Raw genomic sequence first — 20,197 nt, forward strand, 5'->3', positions numbered from 1 at the left:
ATCCCCATAACGCGACATGTCGCGATTGTCTTCCCGAGGCTGCGGGGACGCATTCGTGACAGTCGCGGGTGTGTGCGGTCCTCCGTCTCGGCTATGCTCAATACGCAATCGAGCGATGAGCAATCCGGTGTAAGTCCGGAGCGGTCCCGCCACTGTGAGACACCCCATGCGGTGCAGCCAGACGCTCTGCCCGATTCCTGCTGACTAGACCGTCAGGCGAGGATACCTGAGGAGACCTACATGAATGATGCCACGTCACGCACGCTCTTCGGAGTGGGAGTTGGCCCGGGCGATCCGGAACTCGTCACCGTGAAAACTGTGCGTATCTTGCGTGAGGCAGACGTCATCCTCGTTCCATACACTGAGGCCACAACGGATGGTCCAGGGCGTGCCGAGAGCATCATCACGGCTATCGCCCCCGAGCTCGCTGAGCGCATCAAACGCATACCGTTCTCGATGCGAGAGAGGTCTGGCGTTGGCCAGATGCGAAGGGCTTCGTGGCAGGTCTCTGCAGACGCCGCAGTGACGGCCTTTGATGAGGGAGCTCACACCGTTGCCCTCGCCACCGTCGGAGATCCCACTGTTTTTTCGACCTTCACGTATCTACGCGCCAACGTTGAGGAGAGGCTGCCTGACGTCACCGTCAAGTTGAGCCCTGGCATCACCGCCATGCAGGCCTTGTCAGCGGCGTCAGGGCGACCGTTGGTGGAAGGCAGGGAGATCCTGGCACTTGTGCCCGCCACCGTCGGCATAGACAAACTTGGGCACGTTCTTGACGTCGTCGACTCAGTGGCCATCTACAAGGGTGGACGCAAACTACCCGAGGTCGTCGAGCAGCTGCGCAGCCGTAACCGTCAAGCCGTCATCGGAACCGACGTCACCTTGGAATCCGAACAGATCATCACCCTTGACGAGGTCTCCGACGCACAGACCTTGCCGTACTTTTCAACTGTCCTCACAACTCCAGAGCGCACCACCACAGGAGGAAAACTGTGAATAAACCTCAGGCCGCACGACCCACCCAACACGCGTCTGAGAAGGCCCTGGAGGATGTCGACCACAACGCCATCGAACCGCCACCGGTGCCTCGCCGCGACATTCCCGACGGGGCGGGCAGGATCGTCTTCGTCGGTGCTGGCCCGGGGGCTCCTGACCTTGTGAGTGTGCGTGGCGCTCGGGTTATTGAGACTGCCGACATCATCATTTGGGCCTCCAGCTTGGTACACCCCGACATGGTCGCTCGCCACAAGGAGGGCGCCGAGCTCATTGACTCAGCTTCCATCCCGCTGGAAGACCTTGAACCCCTCTACACTCGCGCCCGCGACGAGGGTTTGGTGGTGGCGAGGGTCCACACCGGTGACCCGTCCATTTACGGGGCCACCGCCGAGCAGCGCGACCTGTGCCGTCGCATCGGCATCGACTTTGAAACTATCCCTGGTATTTCAGCATTTTCGGCGGCTGCAGCCCGGATGGACGTCGAGATTACCGTTCCAGAAGTCTCCCAATCCCTCATCCTTACCCGGCTTGAGGGTGGACGGACGCCCATGCCTGACGGTGAGACAGTTGCCTCTTTCGCCCGCCACGGGGCGACGATGGCCATCTACCTGTCAGCGGCCCGCAATAAGGCGCTTCAGGAGGCCTTGCTGGAGGGCGGCTATTCGCCCGAAACCCCATGCATTATTGGATATGCGGTGACGTGGCCTGAGGAGATGATGTTCCGCTGCGACCTGGCCCACTTGTCGGAGACGATGCGCAACCACAAGCTATGGAAACACGCCGTCGTCCTGGTGGGCCCTGCGTTAGCCGATGGGCCGATCTCCACCCGCAGTCACCTTTATCATCCCGGTTTCCGCCATGAGTACCGCGGAGCTGACGCCCAGGCCCATGCTGACCTTGAAGCCCACGGCACTCGCGGCGTCTACCACCAAAACTCTACGAACCCCGACACGAAGGGCAATTCATGATTCGCGTCCACGGATACCTCGGCACTATTAGTGACGCCTTGCGCGAAGAGGTCGCTCAAGCGGAACTGGTTGTCGGTGGTCAGCGTCACCTCGACGCCCTCGACGTCCCCGCCGATAAGCGTCAGAAACTCGGTCTCATCGGGCCCGCTATCACCCGAATCCAGTCCTTGCCTGATGACGCCAGCGTCGTCGTTGTTGCCTCCGGCGACCCACTCTTCTTCGGTGTAGTTCGTCGCATCCGGCAGGCTGGTTTGCCCGTCGAAGTAGTGACGGCCCCGACATCTTTACAGGCGGCGTTCGCAGCCGTCGCCCTGCCGTGGGATGACGCCCAGTTCGTCTCGTCTCACTCCAAGAACATCGAGACCGCTATTCGGCTAGCGAAAATCCACCCCAAGGTTGGCGTGCTGACGGCTCCCAATCGAGGTCTGCCCGAGCTGGTTGAGGGTCTTGCCGGGCGTGGCAAGATCTTCGTGCTCGCCGAGAAGGTCGGCGAGGAGGATCAGCGGGTGCGCATCCTTGACGACGCCGCTGCCAAGGCCGTCATTGCACACGAGGACATCCTCACCCCCAACGTCGTGTTGGTGCTCGACCACCACCCGGATTCCCCGAACGCGCTCGGCGTGAACCCTGAGCTTGCTGGTGACGTCAACGCCAATGGCCCCGATGATCCTCAGCCCGGCACCGACACGAACCCTGACGGTTCCGATCGCGACCCCATCATCGGACAAGTCATCAACTCCGACGCTGCTGCGGCTCACGCCGAAGCTATCGACGGTGCCCTCGGGCGGAAGACGAAAAAGTACGTCGGACCGTCGCGCAGCGGGTTGGCTGCAGCGTGGGGGGAGTGCGATCTCATCATCTCCCACCTGGCCCTGGGGGCCACCACCCGAATCATTGCCCCGCTGCTGGAGTCCAAGAAAACTGACCCCGGTGTGGTCGTCGTTGACGAGGCTGGACGCTTTGCCATCCCCCTCGTGGGTGGTCACGTCGGTGGGGCTAACGAGCTTTCACGTACTGTTGCCGAGGCCCTGGGGGGGACTGCAGTTGTCTCCACCGCAACCGACTCGTTGGGCGTACCCGCCCTCGACCAGCTCGGCTGGGCTTACGAGGGTGACGTCGCGGGCGTGACCGGCTCGATCATTGCTGGACGGTCGGTGCTCGTCGTCCGCGAGCAGCCTTGGCCGCTGCCCCCGCTACCTAAAAATGTTACTGAGGACGCCGAGACCCCAGCTGCCCGGATCATTGTTTCCGAGCGGGTCGCAGAACGCGTCCTTGCCGATCACGGCGATGATGTGCCCACCGTCGTCTTGCACCCGAATTGTTTAGTCGTCGGGATGGGGTGCAACAAGGGTACCGACGTTGAGCCGCTGCGCGACCTCCTCACCACGACGTTGCAGGACGCGGGCCTTGCCCTTGGCTCGGTGACTCGTTTGGTGTCTCACGAGGTCAAAGCTGGTGAGCTCGGGCTGGTGAAGCTAGCCAACCAACTCGGTGTGGAGTACCGCACCGAGCCCGCTGAGGCACTGGCTGCTCAGGATGTCCCGACTCCCTCTGACGTCGTTGCTCGTGAGGTCGGGACCCCGAGCGTCAGTGAGGCTGCCGTGCTGTGTCAGGGGGCCGAGTTGCTGGTGCATAAGACAAAAACTCCGGAGGCTACCTGCGCCATTGGTCGCATTCCGGCTCGTGGACATCTTTCAGTGGTCGGACTTGGACCTGGCTCCCGCGATCTGCTGACTCCGCGAGCCGTCGACGCTATTCGTAACGCAACTTTCATTGCTGGTTATGCCCCCTATGTGCGGCAGATACGTGACCTGGTGCGTCCGGGGGCCACAATCCTCGCCACTAAAATGGGCACTGAAGAGGAACGCACCCAGGCCGCTATCGACGCCGCCCGGGATGGCCGCAATGTGGCCTTCGTATGTGGTGGCGACCCCGCCATTTACGCGATGGCCTCCCCGACCCTGGAGATGGGCACCGACGGTATCGACGTCGAGATCGTCCCAGGAGTAACCGCAGAACTTGCCATCTCGGCTATCCTCGGCGCCCCGCTGGGACACGACCACGCGACCATCAGCCTGTCCGACCTCCACACTGACTGGGACCTCATCCTCAAGCGCGTGAAGGCTGCTGCTGAGGGAGACCTCGTCACCACCTTCTATAACCCGCGCTCGCGCACTCGTACCCACCAGCTCCCCGATGCTTTAGCGATCATGGCCGAGCACCGACCGCCCTCCACTCCGGTGGCCTTGGTCTCGCACGCTGAGCGTCGTCAGCAGCAAGTGATTATGTCTACCCTCGAACAGTTCAAGCCCGAATGGTGTGGCATGACAACCTTGGTCGTCGTCGGTTCGACGACGACCAAATACGTCAGCTCTGGTGACGGGCGACGTCTTATGGTCACGCCGCGTGACTATCACTGGATGGACGGGCGTGTCTCGGGTGAGGCTCACAAGAACTACACCCACAAAGACTTACCGAAGGCTGACGACGAGACGTACCTCTCCAAGCCTCCGGTCCACTCCACTCGTATGCCCCAGTCCACAACCGATACGAACGAACCGATACAAAGGATTCGAAATGACTGACCCTCTCGCTAGTGGAACCCCGCTGGTCATCGCTGCCCACGGCACCCGTGACGAGGCAGGCATAGCTGAGTGTCGCGCTTTGGTTGAGCGCGTTGCTCGCAAGTTGCCCGGAATCCCGGTGGAGCTGGGATTCGTTGAACTTGCCGAGCCCGGTATCCCCGAGGCCGTCCGTGCGGCCGTCGCCCAGGCGCCGGACAGGCCGGAGGAGGCCGATGGAGACGACGAGGCGGCGGCTGTTGTTGTGCCGCTCATGTTCAACACCGGCGGTCACGTCCGCGAGGACATCCCGGCGGCTATCGACGAGGGCCGAGGCAACGCTCGGGTGATGTATTCAGCCCCGCTCTTGCCGGACGTTCGGATGCGCAAAGCCCTCAACCGTCGTCTTGCACAGACCCTTGCTGCTGGCGAAGGACGCCAGGAGTGGAAGCTCCGCGACACGTCGGTGGTATTGGTGGGGCGCGGCGCTTTGGTGCCCGACGCCAATGCTTCCCATTACGCTTTGACGCGGATGTTCTGGGAGGACAATGACCTGTCTCGGGTCGAGCCGGCTTTCATCCAGGTGACCCGCCCATCGGTCCCAGAGGCGCTGTCCGCCTTGGTCGCGCAGGGGGCCGACCAGATTGTTGTGCAAGGCAATTTCCTGTTTCCAGGCCTGCTGCATGTGTGGATGACCGAGCAGGTAGAGGCCTGGCAGGCCAGCCACCCCGGCGTCGAGATTCGTATTGCCCCGGTGATCGGTGACTGCGACGAGGTTGCAGACGTTGTCGTCGATCGTTATCGCGAACCCCTCGACGAGGTTGGTCTCGGGGAGGGGGCCCCGGTTTATATGTCGGGCCTGAGATTGCAAGGGCGCAAGGTGCTTGTCGTTGGTGCCGGGCATGTGGCGGAGCGTCGCGTCGTGCGATTGTTGGACGCTGGAGCCGACGTGCATGTCGTCGCCCCAAACTCCGGCATCCAGCTCACTCGGATGGCCCGAAAAGGGCTGGTGAGTTTGGAGCGTCGAGCCTTCCGCGTCGAAGATCTCGACGGGGTCTGGTTTGTTCAGGCGCTCACGAACGATCCACAGGTCAATGCTCTGGTGGCTGAGCAGGCTGATAAGCGGGGTATCTTCTGCGTGCGCGGCGATAAAGGCCGTAAGGGCAGTGCGTTTACCCCGGCTACTCAGCAGGCTGGCGGGATGACGGTGAGCGTCGTCGGAGATCGCACTCCGCGCCGTTCTGCCAAAGTGCGTGACGAGGTGCTACGAGCTTTGCAGGGCTGAGTGGCAGTCGTTCATGACATGTCAGGGGGCCACCTGGCCGTGGCGAGCGGTGACGAATATCATCGTCGCGTGATTTCTCACGACCTGCATGCCCTGGGCTTCGATGCTCCGGATCTCGATACTCTCGTCAACTCTGTCGCTGAGGCTGGTGCCGTTGGTGTGGAGGACGTCGGCGGATTTGACTTGCTGGCCGCCTTCACTGATCCGTCTGGGGCTCGGCTAGCCCTCATGAAGCAGAAGGGTCACGACGAGATGGAGACTATGGCCTCCCTCGTTGCTCCGACGACCCATCCGGCAGATCTGGTGCGGTTCAGCTCGGCGGTGGCTTTAGTTGACATCTATTCCCATGCCAGCCTCGCCTCGATTCTGACCGGGGATTCTGTCCTTAAGCTGCCGACGGCGAATCGAAAACATTTGGCGCGGTTTCTGGCCAACGTCGATGACCCGGTCGAGATTCCGTTGTGCCCTGAACCCGGCGACGACACTCCGCGTTTCGTCGAGAACCTGCGAGTGGGTGCAGTGGCGAATCAGATGTTGCGGGTGTTTGAGTCCGAGGACGACTATGGGCGTTCCCACGAGGGATCGCTGGGCAGCGAGCTCCAGTTCGCCGCCGGCACCCTGATTAGTCCTTGGCTGATGGAGATCAACGCTGGGCGCGCGACCCGTCGTGAGGCGAGCGCTGTCGCTGAGATGACGATGGTGTGTAAGAGAGTCGAAAGGCGCACGAATGCCCTTACCGGGGTGGACTGGTACCGAATCGTGGGTGACACGTCAATTCCCATGACCCTGGCTGTTCCTGCGGATCTGCCACGGGCGCCGCATGAGGGATCAGTCGTTACTGGGCAGGTCGTCCCAGTCGTGTCGACGGGAACCTGGGAGGGCGACGCCCTCTGGGGGTGAACTCCGGCACGGTCATGATGGGCTGGTCACAGCTGAAGCAGCGGAACGCTGTAGCTAGAGTGACTAGTCGCCGTCGCGGACAGAGCGATTCGCTGCCGTCAGCGATGACTGTTGGTCAACTCGTCGGTCGAGGCAATGGCGTTAATGGCGGCCACTGCGATCGCCGACCCACCGCGTCGTCCCAGCAAGGTGAGGTACTCCAGTCCCAGCTGCGAGTCAACGAGGGCCTGCTTGGACTCCGCTGCACCGACGAACCCGACCGGGATACCGACGACGGCTGCCGGGCGAGCGCCGGTCTCTTCGCATACGTCAAGCACGCGAAACAGCGCGGTGGGGGCATTGCCGATAGCGACAATGGCTCCGTCGAGTTTGCCTTCCTCGGCCCACAAGTCCACTGCGGCGCAGGTCTTCGTCATGTTTTTCGTGTGAGCGATTTCGGCCAGGCGAGGATCCTTGATGTAGCAGATCGTGTCGTTGTCGCGCGGAAGTCGGGATCGGATGATACCAGTGGCCGTCATGGAGGAATCACACAGAATCGGCGCACCATCCCCTAGGGCTTTGCGAGCTGCCGTCACCACTGCCGGGGTAAAAGCGATGTCGTCGGCGATGGCCGGATCGGCAGCGGCGTGGATCATTCGGACGACGACACCCTCCACGTCAGTAGGGAAGCGATCCAGATTCGCCTCGGAGCGAATAATGCGGAAAGACTCGCGGTAGATGTCGGATCCGTTATTGACGTACTCGTGGGCCACGATGTTGCTCCTGACGGCAGGGAAGGCTTAGGGTAATTCCTTGGAAGCGTAACACCAAGCCACCGCCTAGTAATACTGGCGGAATACTGCTTAGGCAATCCTTGGATTTAGCCTTGGGAGCGGCTGTGTTTGACTGGCTTCTGTACAACTCAAGAATGTCCTGATGACGTGGTTGAAGCCGGGGAACGCCGGCACGGACGCGCCACTGTGAACGATCCTATTGTGGATCGGAAGTCAGATCTGCTGCGTATATCAGGCCTTTCCAGGACGGGACGCGAATCCCGAGAAAGGAGATGACACCTCATGCACATTGCTGAGGGGATTCTCTCACCCACCCAGTGTGCAGTCTGGTATGCCGCAGCTGCACCGTTCGTGATCCATGGCGGCTACCGAGTCGTCAAGGAAGTCAAGGAGCACCCCGAGAACAAACTTCTACTCGCTACTGCGGGTGCTTTCACATTCGTACTCTCGGCCATCAAGCTTCCCAGTGTGACAGGATCGTCCTCGCATCCCACGGGAACCGGAGTCGGTGCCGCTCTGTTCAAACCGCCGGTCATGGCATTCTTGGGAATGATCGTGCTGATCTTCCAGGCCCTGCTGCTGGCCCACGGGGGAATCTCGACGCTGGGGGCCAACACGTTCTCGATGGCTATCGCGGGGCCGTGGGCTGGATACGCCTTCTATAAACTCACGAAGAAACTTCGTGGGCCTGACGCGTTGGCGATCTTTCTATGCATGGTCTTCTCTGATTTCATCACCTACGTCGTCACGAGCTTCCAGCTAGCTTTTGCCTTCCCGGATCCTGCTAGTGGTTTCTGGGGTGCCGTCGGCAAGTTCCTCGGCATCTTCGCCACGACCCAGATCCCGCTGGCCCTTATCGAGGGCCTCGTTGGCATCTTGCTGTTCCGTTTCCTTGCCAAGGTCGCAGCCCCGCAGCTCCAGCAGCTCGGCGTGCTCGGCAACACCAAGGAGGTGGCTCATGCCTGAGAACACTGTCGCTAAGGCCCATCAGGACAATTCACTGACCGGCAAAAGCACATGGGTAACCCCGGTCATCATCGTTCTCGTTGTTGCCCTCTTCGTCATCAGCATGGTTCTCGGTGCCAAGAAGACCAGTGGCGGTGAGGAAGGTTTCGGGGGAACTGACGACGCCGCAGCTGAGGCCGCAGAGCAGGCCGGTGCCAAGAAATGGATCGAGCCGATCTTCGAACCGAACTCGGGTGAGGTTGAGTCCGGTCTGTTCGCGCTTCAGGCGGCTCTCGGCGCTGGCATCGCAGGGTATGCTCTCGGGCGCATGAGCGGTCGCGCGAAAGGCCGCGAGGAGGCCGAGCGCGCCTCCGACCTCCATAGTGTTGACGATGTGCCTGAGGCCGCCGTCATCACATCGGAAGCCAATGCGACTACCAAGTCATGACGATTACCTCTCTCGACGACGCCGCCTGGGATTCCCCCTGGCGGCGTCGTCCAGTCGGGGAAAAGGTTGCTCTGTCGGCAGCTCTTCTTCTGACTGCTCTGTGCACCCCATCAATGGAGTCCTCGCGGTGGGTAAGCCCGGTCGTGGGATCTGGTATTTGGCCTGGTGCCTTACTGGCTGGGATCGTCAGCGTCATTGTTATTTTGGGTCCAGCCCGCATTGCTGGACGAGTGCTGTGGCAGGCAGTCGTGGCCCCGCTCGTCTTCCTCATCATCGGCGGAATATCCGTTCTTGTTAGCCTTGGTTCCACCCCGGTCGGGACGGTCTGGTGGCATGCCGGATGGTTCAGTATTGGACCGGTCTCCACTGCCCAGGCGATGTCGCTGGTTGAACATGGCGTATGCGGCACCCTCACCCTCATGGTGCTGGCGGTCACCACCCCGATGGTCGACCTTCTGACGTGGCTGCGGAAGTTCCATATCCCTGATCCGTTGCTAGAGATCGCCTCCCTGACATATCGGCTTATTTTTGTGCTGCTTGACACCGTTGTGACGGCCAGCGAAGCCCAGCACGCCCGCCTCGGCGATTCCCCGGCTGGACGATTCGGTGGCCTCAACCGGCGTATGAATAACACGGCGGCATTGATGGGATCAGTGGGAATCCGGGCATGGACGAGGGCTAACCGCCTCAACGACGGATTGGTCAACCGAGGCTTTGAGTCCGCACTAGTCACCCTACCCATTACGCGCACCGGTTCGGTGCGCTACAAGATCGTCGTCGTCATTGTCGTTGTTGCCGTGTGGGCGATCAGCTGGACGACGACCGGAAGGATTTTCAGATGAGTGCCGACGTCTTGTTGTCCACTGACCACCTGTACGCCACCCACCCGGGCCGTCCTATGGTGCTCACCGACGTCAATGTCTCATTCAGCGCCGGGGTTCGCGTTGCGATTCTGGGAGCTAATGGGTCTGGAAAGACGACCCTCATGCGTTGCCTGTCCGGTTCACTTAAGCCTGCCAAGGGCTGCGTCATGAGGGGCAATACCGTGCTCGGCTACGGGCGTGCTCACCTGCGCGAGCATCGACGAGCCGTTCAGCTCGTCCTGCAAGACCCCGACGATCAGCTATTTAGTGCTGATGTCAGCCAGGACGTCTCTTTCGGCCCGATGAATATGGGCTTGGATGTTGACGAGGTGCGCGACCGGGTGTCCGAAGCCTTAGACCTACTTGGGGCAAGTCACTTGGCCGAGCGTGCGACGTATCAGCTGTCTTATGGTGAGCGCAAACGGATAGCGGTGGCCGGTGCTGTGGCCATGCGTCCTGATTTGTTGCTCCTTGATGAGCCCACCGCTGGACTTGATCCAGTCGGAGTTACTCAAATGCTCGAAGCTTTGGATAGGTTGCGCGATCACGGAACGACAGTGGCAATGGCTACCCACGACGTCGACCTGGCTTTGGCTTGGGCGGATGAGGCTCTCATCGTTGTTGATGGCGGAGTGCGTCAAGGTCCGATTGACGAATTGCTGGCGGATGCGTCCATTGTGAAGAAGGCTCATTTGCACCTGCCATGGCCCCTCGAGTTGGCTCGCCGCCTTGGCCTAGACGAGCGGCCCCGAACTATGGGCGAGGTCGCGGCGATGCTCTCACGTAGGCCTTCACCGAGCGTCGCACATTAACGCAGTTATCCCTAGCGGCCAGGATGATGCAGTATCGCCGCTGTCATTGTGTGCACTGCCATGTCCACGCCACGACGGTGCGGGCCGGCTTCCAGCCGCGCAGCCGACCGATGCTGTCAGCGGTCTCAACTCCAAGTCTCATCAGATCGCCGCCCAGATCGCGGTGTAAAGCCTCGATCAGCATCTCGGCTTCCATCGTCACCCCATGGACGACGAGGCGCCCCCCGATAGGGAGGCGAGCTCGACACTGGGTGACGAGGGTTTCGGTGACACCGCCACCGATGAAGATCGCGTCTGGGTCTGGCAGCCCGTCGGGTAGTCCCTGTGTCAGGTCGGCATCCACGACCTTGAACTGACCGGGCAAGGTGAGTGCAGCCGCATTGGTACGAGCGTTGGCGGCTCGTTCCGCCTTGCGCTCTACCCCGAGGGCCCGGCAACTCGGATCAGTGCGGCACCATTCCACTGCGATTGACCCGGCACCAGTCCCCAGATCCCACAGCAGCTGCCCTGGCATCGGCCGCAGGGCAGCCAGCGCAACCGCGCGTATTGGGTGTTTGGTGATGAGGCCGTCGTGAACGAAATGCTGTTCGTCCAAGCCAGGGGTACGTCCGAGAAGGGTGGTGTCAGGATCATGGGTCATGTGGGAAGCCTAGGGCAGTGTGGTGTGAGGACAACACGGCCCATATGACAGAATCGGATACGACCCGCGGGGAGGAATCCGGTGTGAATCCGGAGCGGTCCCGCCACTGTGAGCGCCTCAGCGCAAGCCAGGTCGATCCCGCTGGTCAGGTCGCGGAAGTCCCGCGACGCGACGGGCGCGGACCCGCAAGGAGGTTATTCATGCCGCACGCGCGCACTGGCGCCGAACCCAACGACGGACTGTCCACAAGGCAACGGCGGCTACGCCCGGTTTTGGCGGTGAACACCGGTGACGGCAAAGGAAAGACAACGGCAGCCGTAGGAACCGCCCTGCGTGCCTGGCATCAGGGATGGCGAGTTGGCGTCTTTCAGTTCGTGAAGTCCGGGCGCTGGCATGTCGGTGAGGAAGATGCTCTTCGGGCGCTCGGACAGCTGCACGACGAGACCGGCGTCGGGGGGCCTGTTACGTGGGAAGTGATGGGTACCGGGTGGTCGTGGGCGCGGTCTTTTGATGCTGGCAACCCTGAAGCTGCCGCCCGGGAAGGATGGCGTCACGTTGCTGGCCTGTTGGCTGACGAGGCGCTCGACTTTTACCTTCTTGATGAGTTCACGTATCCGATGGACTGGGGATGGCTTGACGTCGACGAGGTTGTCAAGGCCCTCGTTAATCGTCCGGGAATCCAGCATGTCGTCATTACTGGTCGTCGAGCACCCGATGCGCTCATCGACGCGGCCGACATCGTCACCGAGATGACGAAAATTAAGCACCCGTTTGACCTCGGCCAACGTGGCCAGGCAGGAATCGAGTGGTGATGCACCTTCCACGGATTCTCGTTGCTGCTCCGGCCTCAGGCGGCGGAAAGACAACCGTTGCTACCGGCCTCATGGCAGCGCTTCGTGCCAGTGGCCGGCGGGTTGCACCGTTCAAGGTCGGGCCAGACTACATTGATCCTGGATACCACTCGATGGCGAGCGGACGTCCTGGTCGCAACCTCGACTCCGTGATGTGCGGTGACGAGCTTATGGCACCTCTGTTAGCCCACGGGTTCATCACCCCCGACCCGGCCGATATTGCGGTCATTGAGGGGGTGATGGGGCTGTTTGACGGTCAGCTTGGGACTGGCCGAGGTTCAAGCGCCGAGATTGCCACAACGACGAAAACCCCGGTCGTTGTGGTCGTTGATACCGCTCATGCATCGCTTACCCATGCTGCCGTCGTCTCCGGGTTGGCGACGTTTGACCCCGACGTCACCGTCGCGGGAGTAATCCTTAACCGGGTGGCCTCTGCCCGTCACGGTGCCGAAGTCGCTCGCGGCCTGGACCGACTAGGCATTCCAGTACTCGGCCAGATCCCGCGCACTGAGTCGATCTTTGTGCCGTCACGTCATCTCGGCTTGGTGCCCGCAGCGGAATGGGAGGATTCCGCCGCCAAAGTTGCCGGATTGGGAGACCTCATTGCTGAGCATGTGGATCTCGACGCGGTGATGGACCTGGCTGCCGCTGCTGCGGACCTCGACGTCGAGCCGTGGGATCCGATGGCCGCGCTGGAATCTGTCGACTGGCACGCTCATTCTTTCGACGAGCCGCCACTAGTGGGTATTTTTGCCGGACGCGCCTTCACGTTCCGCTATCCCGAGACCACCGAGATGCTGACCGCTGCAGGATTCCGGGTCGTCGACGTCGATCCACTCAACGATCGACGCCTTCCTGACGGCATTCGCGGGCTGTATCTGGGGGGAGGCTTCCCCGAAATGCACGCAGCCGATCTGGAAACTAACTCGGAGCTGGCGGCCGATGTGCGGCGCCGCGCAGAGGCCGGGATGCCGATCGTCGCTGAGTGCGCCGGATTGCTGTATCTGTGTCGCCATCTTGACGGACACGAGATGGCTGGCGTGCTACCGATGGATGCGGCTATGGCAAAGCGGCTTACGATGGGGTACCGCGTCGCGACACGTGACTCCATCAGCGTCGTTGGCCACGAATTCCACCGCACCACGACGACTCTGCTGTCCGGTCTTGAGCCGGCGTGGCACATCACAATGCCCGACGGAGCCGATCGCGCCGAAGGAGCCTTGGCTGACCCAGCAGGAGTAGGACGGCCCACCATCCAGGCGTCGTACCTGCACCTGCATTGGGCCGGCCAGCCTGCCCAAGCAGCGTGGTTTTCTCGCGAGGTGGCCAGGTTCCACGCGAGCCGACGTGGCCGAGACGGTGAACCCGATCTCAACCATCACGGGGATCGCGACATTGCCGATGGTCTCATCGACCTGGCCGTCAACGTCCGCGTGGCCGAGCCTCCGCAGTGGCTGCGCGACGCCGTCACCTCTACCGAGCATGAGTGGGCTCGTTACCCTGACGCCACACCAGCTCGCGATGCCCTAGCCGTCATGCATGGGGTGCCAACCGACATGGTGCTGCCCACCGCTGGTGCCGCAGAGGCCTTCCCACTCATCGCGGCTCTTGAACCGCGTCGCGCAGTGATCGTCCACCCCCAATTTACCGAGCCAGAGGTTGCTCTGAGAGGGGCGGGCGTCAGCGTCAACCGGTACATTCTCAAAGCTTCCGACGGGTTCACTCTCGATCCGGCCCTGGTGCCCGATGACGCCGACCTTGTCATTATCGGGAATCCTACGAATCCCACTGGCAGGCTTCACCCTGCCACTGATCTCACAGCCCTGCGTCGTCCAGGAAGGATCCTCGTCGTGGACGAGGCCTTCATGGACGCTACCGATGAGTCCCAGTCTCTCATTGGAGGCGATATGGGTGATCTCCTCGTCCTACGTTCCCTGACGAAGACCTACGGGCTAGCTGGAATCCGGGCAGGATATGTCGTTGGCGATCGGCGACTCATCGCGCGACTGGCGGACCACCAGACTCCATGGTCGGTGTCAACCCCAGCTGTTGCAGCCATGATCGCCTGCACTAGTGACGAGGCCAGACGCTTCCGGGCCCAGCTACGCGATGATATCCCGGCCGCCCGCGCCGACCTCGTTGAGAGGCTCACAAATCTTGGATTGAGCGTCGTCGACTCCGAGGCCCCCTTCGTTCTTGTCAACACAGCATCCCTCAGCGGGAGCTCGATACGCCAACCCCTTGCTGACCGTGGTTTCGCGGTGAGACGGGGGGAGACGTTCCCTGGGCTAGGACCTACCTGGATCAGGCTCGCAGTGCGTGACTCGAACATCCACGCTGGGCTTGCTCACGCCATCTCCGATCTGACAACACACCGCAACTAAGGAAGACCAATGACCTATTCCGCAGATCTCGTTCCCGGCACTGTCACCCTTGTTGGTGGTGGCCCTGGTGATCCCGGATTGTTGACCGTCGCAGGGCTAGAGGCGGTGCGTCAGGCTGACGTCATCCTCTACGATCGGCTCGCCCCAGTGGCTGTCATGGATGAGAACCCCCACGCCGAGCGAGTTCCGGTCGGCAAAGTGCCGCGCGGGCCTTACGTTCCCCAGGAGCGCACCAACGAACTGCTCATCGAGCACGCTCAGGCTGGGCGGAAGGTCGTGCGCCTCAAAGGTGGTGATTCGTTCGTCTTTGGTCGCGGTGGAGAGGAGTGGCAGGCCTGTGCAGCTGCCGGTGTTCCGGTGCGCATCATCCCCGGTGTCACCTCATGTGTGGCTGGCCCCGAGCTCATGGGGGTTCCGCTGACCCACCGCCACATGGTGCAGGGATTCACCGTCGTGTCGGGCCACGTTGCACCTGGTGATACCCGTTCGGAGTTGGATTGGGCCCAAATCGCCAAAACCGGAACCACCCTAGTCATACTCATGGGCGTGGCCCATATTGATGACATCGCCGCGCGTCTCATCGACGGTGGGCTGGCCGGGGACACCCCAGTCGCTGTCATCGCTGACGCCTCTTTGCCCACTCAGCGCTCCCTGACGACGACTCTCGAAAAAGCCGCTGAGGATATGGCAACCGCCGGGATCAAACCGCCGGCTATCAGCATCGTCGGTGATGTTGCTGGGCTTGGCCTCGACGAGACCCGGATCCACGAACCATCTGATCACTGAGGCGTTACTTTTCGGCAGATGACGGCTCGTGATCGCGTACCCACTGCACCGCGTCATCGATCGTGCTGAGTTCATCCCCCCAACCGGGGGCTGAGCCACGTGACACCATGACGACGTGGACGCCGGTTTGCGCCGCCAACGTGAGTTTCGGGTCGAGGTCGGTGCCTCCGGAGTCCTTGGAGACGAGTGTGGCTACTCCCTGCGAAAAGATTTCGCGCTCGCGGTCGAGGGTGAATGGCCCGCGTTCCTGCAACACCGTCCAGCCGTCGGGAAGGTCCTCGGTCGGGGCGTCGACGCAGCGGACGATCACGTGGCGGGGGCCGAGTGGCAGGTAGTGGCTGATGGGTTGGCGTCCCACTGTCAACAAGATGGTGTCAGGCATCTCGACGAGAATTTGAGCAGCGCCATCGTGGTCGTTAACCCAATGCCAGCTGGCCGCTTCGGGTTGGGTTCGCCAACTTGGCGGTGCCAGTCGAGCTAGCGGAAGGTTGAGGTCGCGGCATGCGCGGGCGGCGTGGTCGTGCATTGTTGCGGCGAAGGGGTGGGAGGCGTCCACCATGACCTTGACCTCGTGGTGAGTCAGGAATTCCTTGAGCCCGTCGATGCCGCCGAAACCACCCAGCCGGGTTGGGCCAGGAATTGGGCGAGGAGATTTCGTGCGTCCCGCCAACGAGGTGCATAGGCTCACTCCTTCACCGATCAGTCGGGTTGCCAGCTGCCGGGCCTTCGTCGTACCGCCGAGAATGAGGACGTCCATGCGTCCATCAAACCAGCCTGTGGAACAATGAGCCTCAATCGCGGTGGAACACCGGTGAGAATCCGGGACGGTCCCGCCACTGTGACGCTCTTGGGCGAAGTCAGACCAGAACCGCGCACACCTGTCCCAGCCGGGGCAGGGACCACTACGGCGCACGTGCGTGGCGCCCGGGCTTGCGAGGACACAGGCTTGGGGGATGCGGCGGCGTCCCCGACGATGGAGCATGATGGCCCACTTGCCCGAATCCGTATCCACCGAGAGCCTGCTCGCACGCACAGTGCGAAGCATCCGAGGAGCTGACGCTAAAGCCGTGGAGGCGGCTCGAGCCCGTCAACAAGTACTTACCAAGCCCGAGGGGTCACTGGGGTTATTGGAGGACCTGTCGATTCGGTTGGCTGGAATGTACGGACAGGTGCCGGTCACTGTGCCGAGCAATCCCGTTGTCGGGCTGTTCGCCGGTGACCACGGGGTATGGGCGCAAGGTGTATCCCCGGATCCTCAGGAGATCACGACTCAGCAGATGGTCAATATGGCGGCTGGCGGGGCTGCTATCAGCGTGTTGTCGCGCCAGATGGGTGCGCAGTTGTGGATTACTGACGTCGGTGCTCGTCACGAAGTGGACGCCCCGATCCGCCAGCGGTGTGTGCGCCGCAGCACCGATGACATGTCTCAGGGACCGGCGATGAGCCTCGACGAGGCTGTCCAAGCCCTTGAGGTCGGCATTGAGACCGGGCTGGAAGCTGTCGGGGAGGGGGCGGACATCCTCGTCACTGGAGAGATGGGTATCGCCAACACCACCCCGGCATCGGCCCTCATTAGCGTCTTCACTGGATTGCCGCCTGCTGAGGTGACTGGTAGGGGAGCTGGGTCGGATGACCGCCGTCATCAACATAAGATCGGTGTTGTCGCTCGCTCCCTGCAGGTAAACCGGCCCGAGGCCGAGCATCCGGTCGAGGCGTTGGCCAAGGTGGGAGGCTTCGAGCATGCCGCTATGGCCGGTTTTATCTTGGCTGCGGCCGCGTCACGAATTCCCGTGCTTATTGATGGTGTTATTGCCTGTTCTGCTGCCTTGACGGCGACCGCTATCTGTCCCGAGGCGCGAGATTTTATTATCACTAGCCACGCTGGTGCCGAGCCGGGAATCACGGCGTCAACTGCTGCCCTCGGTTTGCCCGCTTTGCTGGACCTTGGCATGCGGCTAGGAGAGGGATCTGGTGCCATCTTGGCTCTGCCGATCGTGCAGGCAAGCGCCCACATCCTCAATGAGATGGCCACCTTCGACGACGCTGAGGTCACCGATATCAAGGTGACTGGGGAAACCGACATTCCTGACGATGTCGACACGAGTACTCCACCTTGTCGGGTACTCGTCCTGGGTGGCGCAAGGTCGGGTAAGTCGACATTTGCTGAGTCGCGGCTGCCCCGCGATTCTCGCGTGACGTATGTTGCGACGTCACAGCGCAATCCCGCAGACCCTGAGTGGGAGGAGAGAATCCGCCTGCACCAGGCCCGACGCCCGGCGGCGTGGCAAACCGTTGAGACCACCGACATTGCGTCGGTCTTACTGGCCGATGATGACGCCCCGGTGTTGGTGGATTGCCTTGGAGTATGGATCACGCGGATTCTTGACGAGGTTGGGGCTTGGGCTGCTGACGCCGACGACCGAAGCTGGCAAAACGACCTGGAAAGCCACGTCGACGAATTCATTGATGCCATCCGTCGTACCGGCCGTGACGTCATCTTCGTTTCCAACGAGGTCGGTATGGGGGTTGTGCCTGACACGCCGGCTGGACGACTCTTCCGCGACGAGCTGGGTCGACTCAATGCCGCCGTTGGTCAGGCCTGCGACGAAGTGTGGATGTGTGTCGCCGGGATTCCCAAGAGGTGGGCATGACCGACGACCGGCATACGAATCTTGAGAGGCTTGGGCCGCTGCGTGGAATCGCCGAGGCGGTGTCCCTCTTCACGATCTTGCCTGGACCGTACTTGAGCGACGTCGACCGTCCTCTGGCCCGCCGCGCCATTACTGCATTTCCGTGGTTGGGGCTGTGCCTGGGCGTCGTGGCGGGAGGAATCGTCGCCCTCGTGCTTGGGTTAGGGGCTGGGTCCTGGCTTGCTGGGATATTGGCGCTGTGCTGGCTGGCCGGGGCGACGGGTGGTTTCCATCTAGACGGGGTCGCTGACACTGCCGACGGTCTGGGGTCGAGGGCAACGTCGGAGAAAGCTCTGGCAATTATGAAGAAGTCTGATATTGGGCCGATGGGCGTCATCAGCATTGTGTTGGTGCTACTCATCGACGCCGCCGCGGTGGTGAGTCTGGCTGGAACAGCTGGGCCGGGGGCATGGTGGCGCGTGGCGATTGTGGTGGGACTGGGCCCGGCGTTGGGTCGTGCTGCCATTCTTTTTGCGACGATGACCGCAGTGCCATGTGCGCGCCCGGGAGGGTTTGGATCTTTAGTTGCGGGAGTGACGACGCCGAGGTCCGCAGCGATTAATCTCACCGCGTTAGGGTGCGTGTGTGCCTTGGCCGGGTTATTGGCCGGAGGCTGGGTGTGGTGTCTGGTGGCGATCGGTTGTGCCGGGGCGACCTTGCTCATCGCGCAAGGATGGATCCATCACTTGGTGAGACGCCTGTCCGGGATGACAGGCGACACCTTTGGAAGTATTAATGAGGTGACGCAAATGACGTTTTGGGTATTGACCTCGTTGACTTTGGCGGCCGTGTCATGATCGACGATCTCGGTGTCGAAGTGCCGGTGGCGGGGACTGTGCAACGGGTAGTGAGCTTGGTGCCGTCGATTACCGAAGCCATCGCAATGACGTGTCCGCATGTCTTGGTCGGATGTACCGATTACTGCATTCGTCCGGCCAATCTCACTGAGGTCGTGGGACATGACGTCGTGCGAGTCAGGGGGACGAAGAACCCCGACCGGGCGGCCATCATCGACCTAAAGCCTGACCTTGTCGTCGCCAATCAGGAGGAAAATCGCGAGCACGACGTGACCCTGCTACGCGAGGCAGGGGTGCCGGTGTGGGTAACGCGGATCGGCACCGTGCTAGAGGCGGTTTCCAGCATGAAACGGATGTTTGAGGAGGGACTCGGTAGCGAGCAACCACAGTGGCTTCGCGATGCTGACGAGGAGTGGGCACAGCCGTGGCATGGCGCGATCTGCAGTGCAGTTGTCGCGGTGTGGCGGGATCCCTGGATCTGTGTGGGGAAGGACACGTATATTGCCGATGTACTCAAGCGAGTGGGGGTGGAGCTCATTGACCTTCCGGGGGAGTCTCGGTATCCCCACGCCGAGTTGCCCCTGATCACGTCGGCTCATCCTGACCGCGTCATTCTTCCCGACGAGCCGTATCACTTTGGGCCCGACGATGTATCTGCTTTCCCTGGTCTTGATGTGCGACTGGTTGATGGCCAGAAGCTTGCCTGGTATGGCCCGTCCATGGTCGGTGCGCGGCAGTATTTAGCCCAGGCATTAGCCTGCGATACGGCGGTTAAATGACGCGCTCCCGGTAAATGTGCCACAATGTCCCACGTCGCCGTGAGGCGGCAGGCCTCTGTAGCTCAGTTGGTAGAGCGCCGCTCTTGTAAAGCGATGGTCGCGGGTTCGATTCCTGTCAGAGGCTCCACTGATCTTGGGCGTTGATACTGCTGCGCTGGTGTAGTGGTTTTCACGGGATTTGTTTTTCTCCGGGTATCTTGCGCCATGACCACAGCCCAGCGCGTGCCCTAGTGCGCCTGCGCCATACGACCTACTGCGGTGTCGTGCCAGATTGCGTCGGGTGCTTTCGGCGTCTGAGCGGGAGCGTTGTGGTAAGGTATCATGTAATACAAGTTACCTGGCTATACAAGTTTCTGATTAGACGAATCTCTGCTGATACAAGGAGGACCTGGTGACGGAGTCCCAGCTGCGTAAGGGAACTGTCGAGTTGATTGTGCTCGATTTGCTGGATTCTTCCTCGTCGTACGGCGGTCAGCTTCTCGATCGTCTTGTTGAGGAAGCTGGTGTGGAGGTGTCGTCTGGCACGCTCTACCCGCTGCTTGGCAGGCTGCGCAAGTCGGGGTTGGTGACGACGACATGGGAGGAGTCTCCGATCGGTCCTCCTCGAAAAATCTACGAGCTTACGCCTGCTGGTACGAAACGATTGAGTCAACTCAAAGCTGAATGGGACGTACTAGCCCAAGCAGTCACACGAATAACAGTACAAAAAGGGAGCTAGT

Annotated in this window: 19 protein-coding genes, 1 tRNA gene and 3 riboswitches; of the genes, 17 read left to right on the plus strand and 3 right to left on the minus strand. The window is 61.6% G+C overall.

Annotation, left to right across the window (positions count from 1 at the left end; all coding sequences use genetic code 11):
* The first annotated feature begins 65 nt into the window (after nt 1–65).
* Nucleotides 66–248, plus strand: a riboswitch (cobalamin riboswitch).
* From cobI to FYJ43_RS03215, 5 genes are all read left to right on the plus strand, one after another.
* The gene (gene cobI / locus FYJ43_RS03195) at nt 241–996 is read left to right on the plus strand and encodes a precorrin-2 C(20)-methyltransferase (protein WP_154561846.1); all 756 of its coding nucleotides are present in this window, start codon (nt 241–243) and stop codon (nt 994–996) included. Its footprint overlaps the riboswitch before it by 8 nt.
* Nucleotides 993–1,964 (plus strand): precorrin-4 C(11)-methyltransferase, encoded by a 972-nt coding sequence (cobM, locus tag FYJ43_RS03200; RefSeq protein ID WP_326833265.1) that lies wholly within the window; start codon nt 993–995, stop codon nt 1,962–1,964. Before cobI ends, cobM begins: the two co-directional genes overlap by 4 nt.
* On the plus strand, nt 1,961–4,549 hold the full coding sequence (gene cobJ / locus FYJ43_RS03205) for a precorrin-3B C(17)-methyltransferase (RefSeq protein ID WP_154561848.1): 2,589 nt from the start codon (nt 1,961–1,963) through the stop codon (nt 4,547–4,549). Before cobM ends, cobJ begins: the two co-directional genes overlap by 4 nt.
* Nucleotides 4,542–5,810, plus strand: coding sequence for a CbiX/SirB N-terminal domain-containing protein (locus FYJ43_RS03210; protein WP_154561850.1), 1,269 nt, complete (start codon nt 4,542–4,544; stop codon nt 5,808–5,810). The genes cobJ and FYJ43_RS03210 overlap by 8 nt, the downstream gene beginning before the upstream one ends.
* Nucleotides 5,811–5,879: 69 nt before the next feature.
* Nucleotides 5,880–6,710 (plus strand): VOC family protein, encoded by an 831-nt coding sequence (locus tag FYJ43_RS03215; RefSeq protein WP_326833266.1) that lies wholly within the window; start codon nt 5,880–5,882, stop codon nt 6,708–6,710.
* A 98-nt stretch (nt 6,711–6,808) separates the two neighbouring features.
* Here the strand turns inward: FYJ43_RS03215 and FYJ43_RS03220 are convergent, their stop codons facing one another.
* Nucleotides 6,809–7,462, minus strand: coding sequence for a precorrin-8X methylmutase (locus FYJ43_RS03220; protein ID WP_326833267.1), 654 nt, complete (start codon nt 7,460–7,462; stop codon nt 6,809–6,811).
* A 303-nt stretch (nt 7,463–7,765) separates the two neighbouring features.
* Between FYJ43_RS03220 and FYJ43_RS03225 the strand changes: the two genes are divergently transcribed.
* Genes FYJ43_RS03225 through FYJ43_RS03240 form a run of 4 tightly spaced genes read left to right on the plus strand, consistent with a single transcriptional unit; the run spans nt 7,766 to nt 10,551 of the window.
* A complete protein-coding gene (locus tag FYJ43_RS03225) occupies nt 7,766–8,449 on the plus strand; it encodes an energy-coupling factor ABC transporter permease (protein WP_154561852.1) in 684 nt (227 codons plus the stop codon).
* Nucleotides 8,442–8,876, plus strand: coding sequence for an energy-coupling factor ABC transporter substrate-binding protein (locus FYJ43_RS03230; RefSeq protein ID WP_154561854.1), 435 nt, complete (start codon nt 8,442–8,444; stop codon nt 8,874–8,876). Before FYJ43_RS03225 ends, FYJ43_RS03230 begins: the two co-directional genes overlap by 8 nt.
* Nucleotides 8,873–9,718 carry a cobalt ECF transporter T component CbiQ gene (cbiQ, locus tag FYJ43_RS03235; protein WP_154561856.1) on the plus strand — a complete coding sequence of 282 codons (846 nt, stop codon included), beginning with the start codon at nt 8,873–8,875 and terminating at the stop codon, nt 9,716–9,718. The genes FYJ43_RS03230 and cbiQ overlap by 4 nt, the downstream gene beginning before the upstream one ends.
* The gene (locus FYJ43_RS03240) at nt 9,715–10,551 is read left to right on the plus strand and encodes an energy-coupling factor ABC transporter ATP-binding protein (protein WP_154561858.1); all 837 of its coding nucleotides are present in this window, start codon (nt 9,715–9,717) and stop codon (nt 10,549–10,551) included. Before cbiQ ends, FYJ43_RS03240 begins: the two co-directional genes overlap by 4 nt.
* Nucleotides 10,552–10,594: 43 nt before the next feature.
* Here FYJ43_RS03240 and cbiT read toward each other — a convergent pair whose 3' ends face one another.
* The gene (cbiT, locus tag FYJ43_RS03245) at nt 10,595–11,191 is read right to left on the minus strand and encodes a precorrin-6Y C5,15-methyltransferase (decarboxylating) subunit CbiT (RefSeq protein WP_154561860.1); all 597 of its coding nucleotides are present in this window, start codon (nt 11,189–11,191) and stop codon (nt 10,595–10,597) included.
* A 61-nt stretch (nt 11,192–11,252) separates the two neighbouring features.
* Nucleotides 11,253–11,338: riboswitch (adenosylcobalamin (AdoCbl) riboswitch) on the plus strand.
* 53 nt (nt 11,339–11,391) lie between these two features.
* Between cbiT and cobO the strand changes: the two genes are divergently transcribed.
* From cobO to cobA, 3 genes are read left to right on the plus strand one after another with little or no spacing between them, the layout of a single operon-like run.
* Nucleotides 11,392–12,003, plus strand: a complete 612-nt coding sequence (cobO, locus tag FYJ43_RS03250) for a cob(I)yrinic acid a,c-diamide adenosyltransferase (protein ID WP_154561862.1) — start codon at nt 11,392–11,394, stop codon at nt 12,001–12,003.
* The gene (locus tag FYJ43_RS03255; protein ID WP_154562218.1) at nt 12,003–14,426 is read left to right on the plus strand and encodes a cobyrinate a,c-diamide synthase; all 2,424 of its coding nucleotides are present in this window, start codon (nt 12,003–12,005) and stop codon (nt 14,424–14,426) included. The genes cobO and FYJ43_RS03255 overlap by 1 nt, the downstream gene beginning before the upstream one ends.
* Nucleotides 14,427–14,435: 9 nt before the next feature.
* Nucleotides 14,436–15,212 (plus strand): uroporphyrinogen-III C-methyltransferase, encoded by a 777-nt coding sequence (gene cobA, locus FYJ43_RS03260; protein ID WP_154561864.1) that lies wholly within the window; start codon nt 14,436–14,438, stop codon nt 15,210–15,212.
* A 4-nt stretch (nt 15,213–15,216) separates the two neighbouring features.
* On the opposite strand, the gene FYJ43_RS03265 is transcribed toward cobA, so the two are convergent.
* The gene (locus FYJ43_RS03265; RefSeq protein WP_154561866.1) at nt 15,217–15,969 is read right to left on the minus strand and encodes a cobalt-precorrin-6A reductase; all 753 of its coding nucleotides are present in this window, start codon (nt 15,967–15,969) and stop codon (nt 15,217–15,219) included.
* Nucleotides 15,970–15,995: 26 nt separating this feature from the next.
* Nucleotides 15,996–16,116, plus strand: a riboswitch (adenosylcobalamin (AdoCbl) riboswitch).
* A 76-nt stretch (nt 16,117–16,192) separates the two neighbouring features.
* On the opposite strand from FYJ43_RS03265, the gene cobT reads away from it, so the two are divergent.
* The 5 genes from cobT (at nt 16,193) to FYJ43_RS03290 (ending at nt 20,196) form a co-directional block, all read left to right on the plus strand.
* On the plus strand, nt 16,193–17,863 hold the full coding sequence (gene cobT, locus FYJ43_RS03270; RefSeq protein WP_154562220.1) for a nicotinate-nucleotide--dimethylbenzimidazole phosphoribosyltransferase: 1,671 nt from the start codon (nt 16,193–16,195) through the stop codon (nt 17,861–17,863).
* Nucleotides 17,860–18,699: an adenosylcobinamide-GDP ribazoletransferase gene (locus FYJ43_RS03275; protein ID WP_154561868.1), complete on the plus strand. Its 840-nt coding sequence runs from the start codon at nt 17,860–17,862 to the stop codon at nt 18,697–18,699. Before cobT ends, FYJ43_RS03275 begins: the two co-directional genes overlap by 4 nt.
* Nucleotides 18,696–19,478: a helical backbone metal receptor gene (locus tag FYJ43_RS03280; RefSeq protein ID WP_154561870.1), complete on the plus strand. Its 783-nt coding sequence runs from the start codon at nt 18,696–18,698 to the stop codon at nt 19,476–19,478. Before FYJ43_RS03275 ends, FYJ43_RS03280 begins: the two co-directional genes overlap by 4 nt.
* 51 nt (nt 19,479–19,529) lie before the next feature.
* Nucleotides 19,530–19,605, plus strand: a tRNA-Thr gene (locus FYJ43_RS03285).
* 264 nt (nt 19,606–19,869) lie between these two features.
* The gene (locus FYJ43_RS03290) at nt 19,870–20,196 is read left to right on the plus strand and encodes a PadR family transcriptional regulator (RefSeq protein WP_326833268.1); all 327 of its coding nucleotides are present in this window, start codon (nt 19,870–19,872) and stop codon (nt 20,194–20,196) included.
* Nucleotide 20,197: the final 1 nt, after the last annotated feature.

Origin of the sequence: Cutibacterium porci, from assembly GCF_009696315.1 — a bacterium.
GTDB classification, from domain to species: domain Bacteria; phylum Actinomycetota; class Actinomycetes; order Propionibacteriales; family Propionibacteriaceae; genus Cutibacterium; species Cutibacterium porci.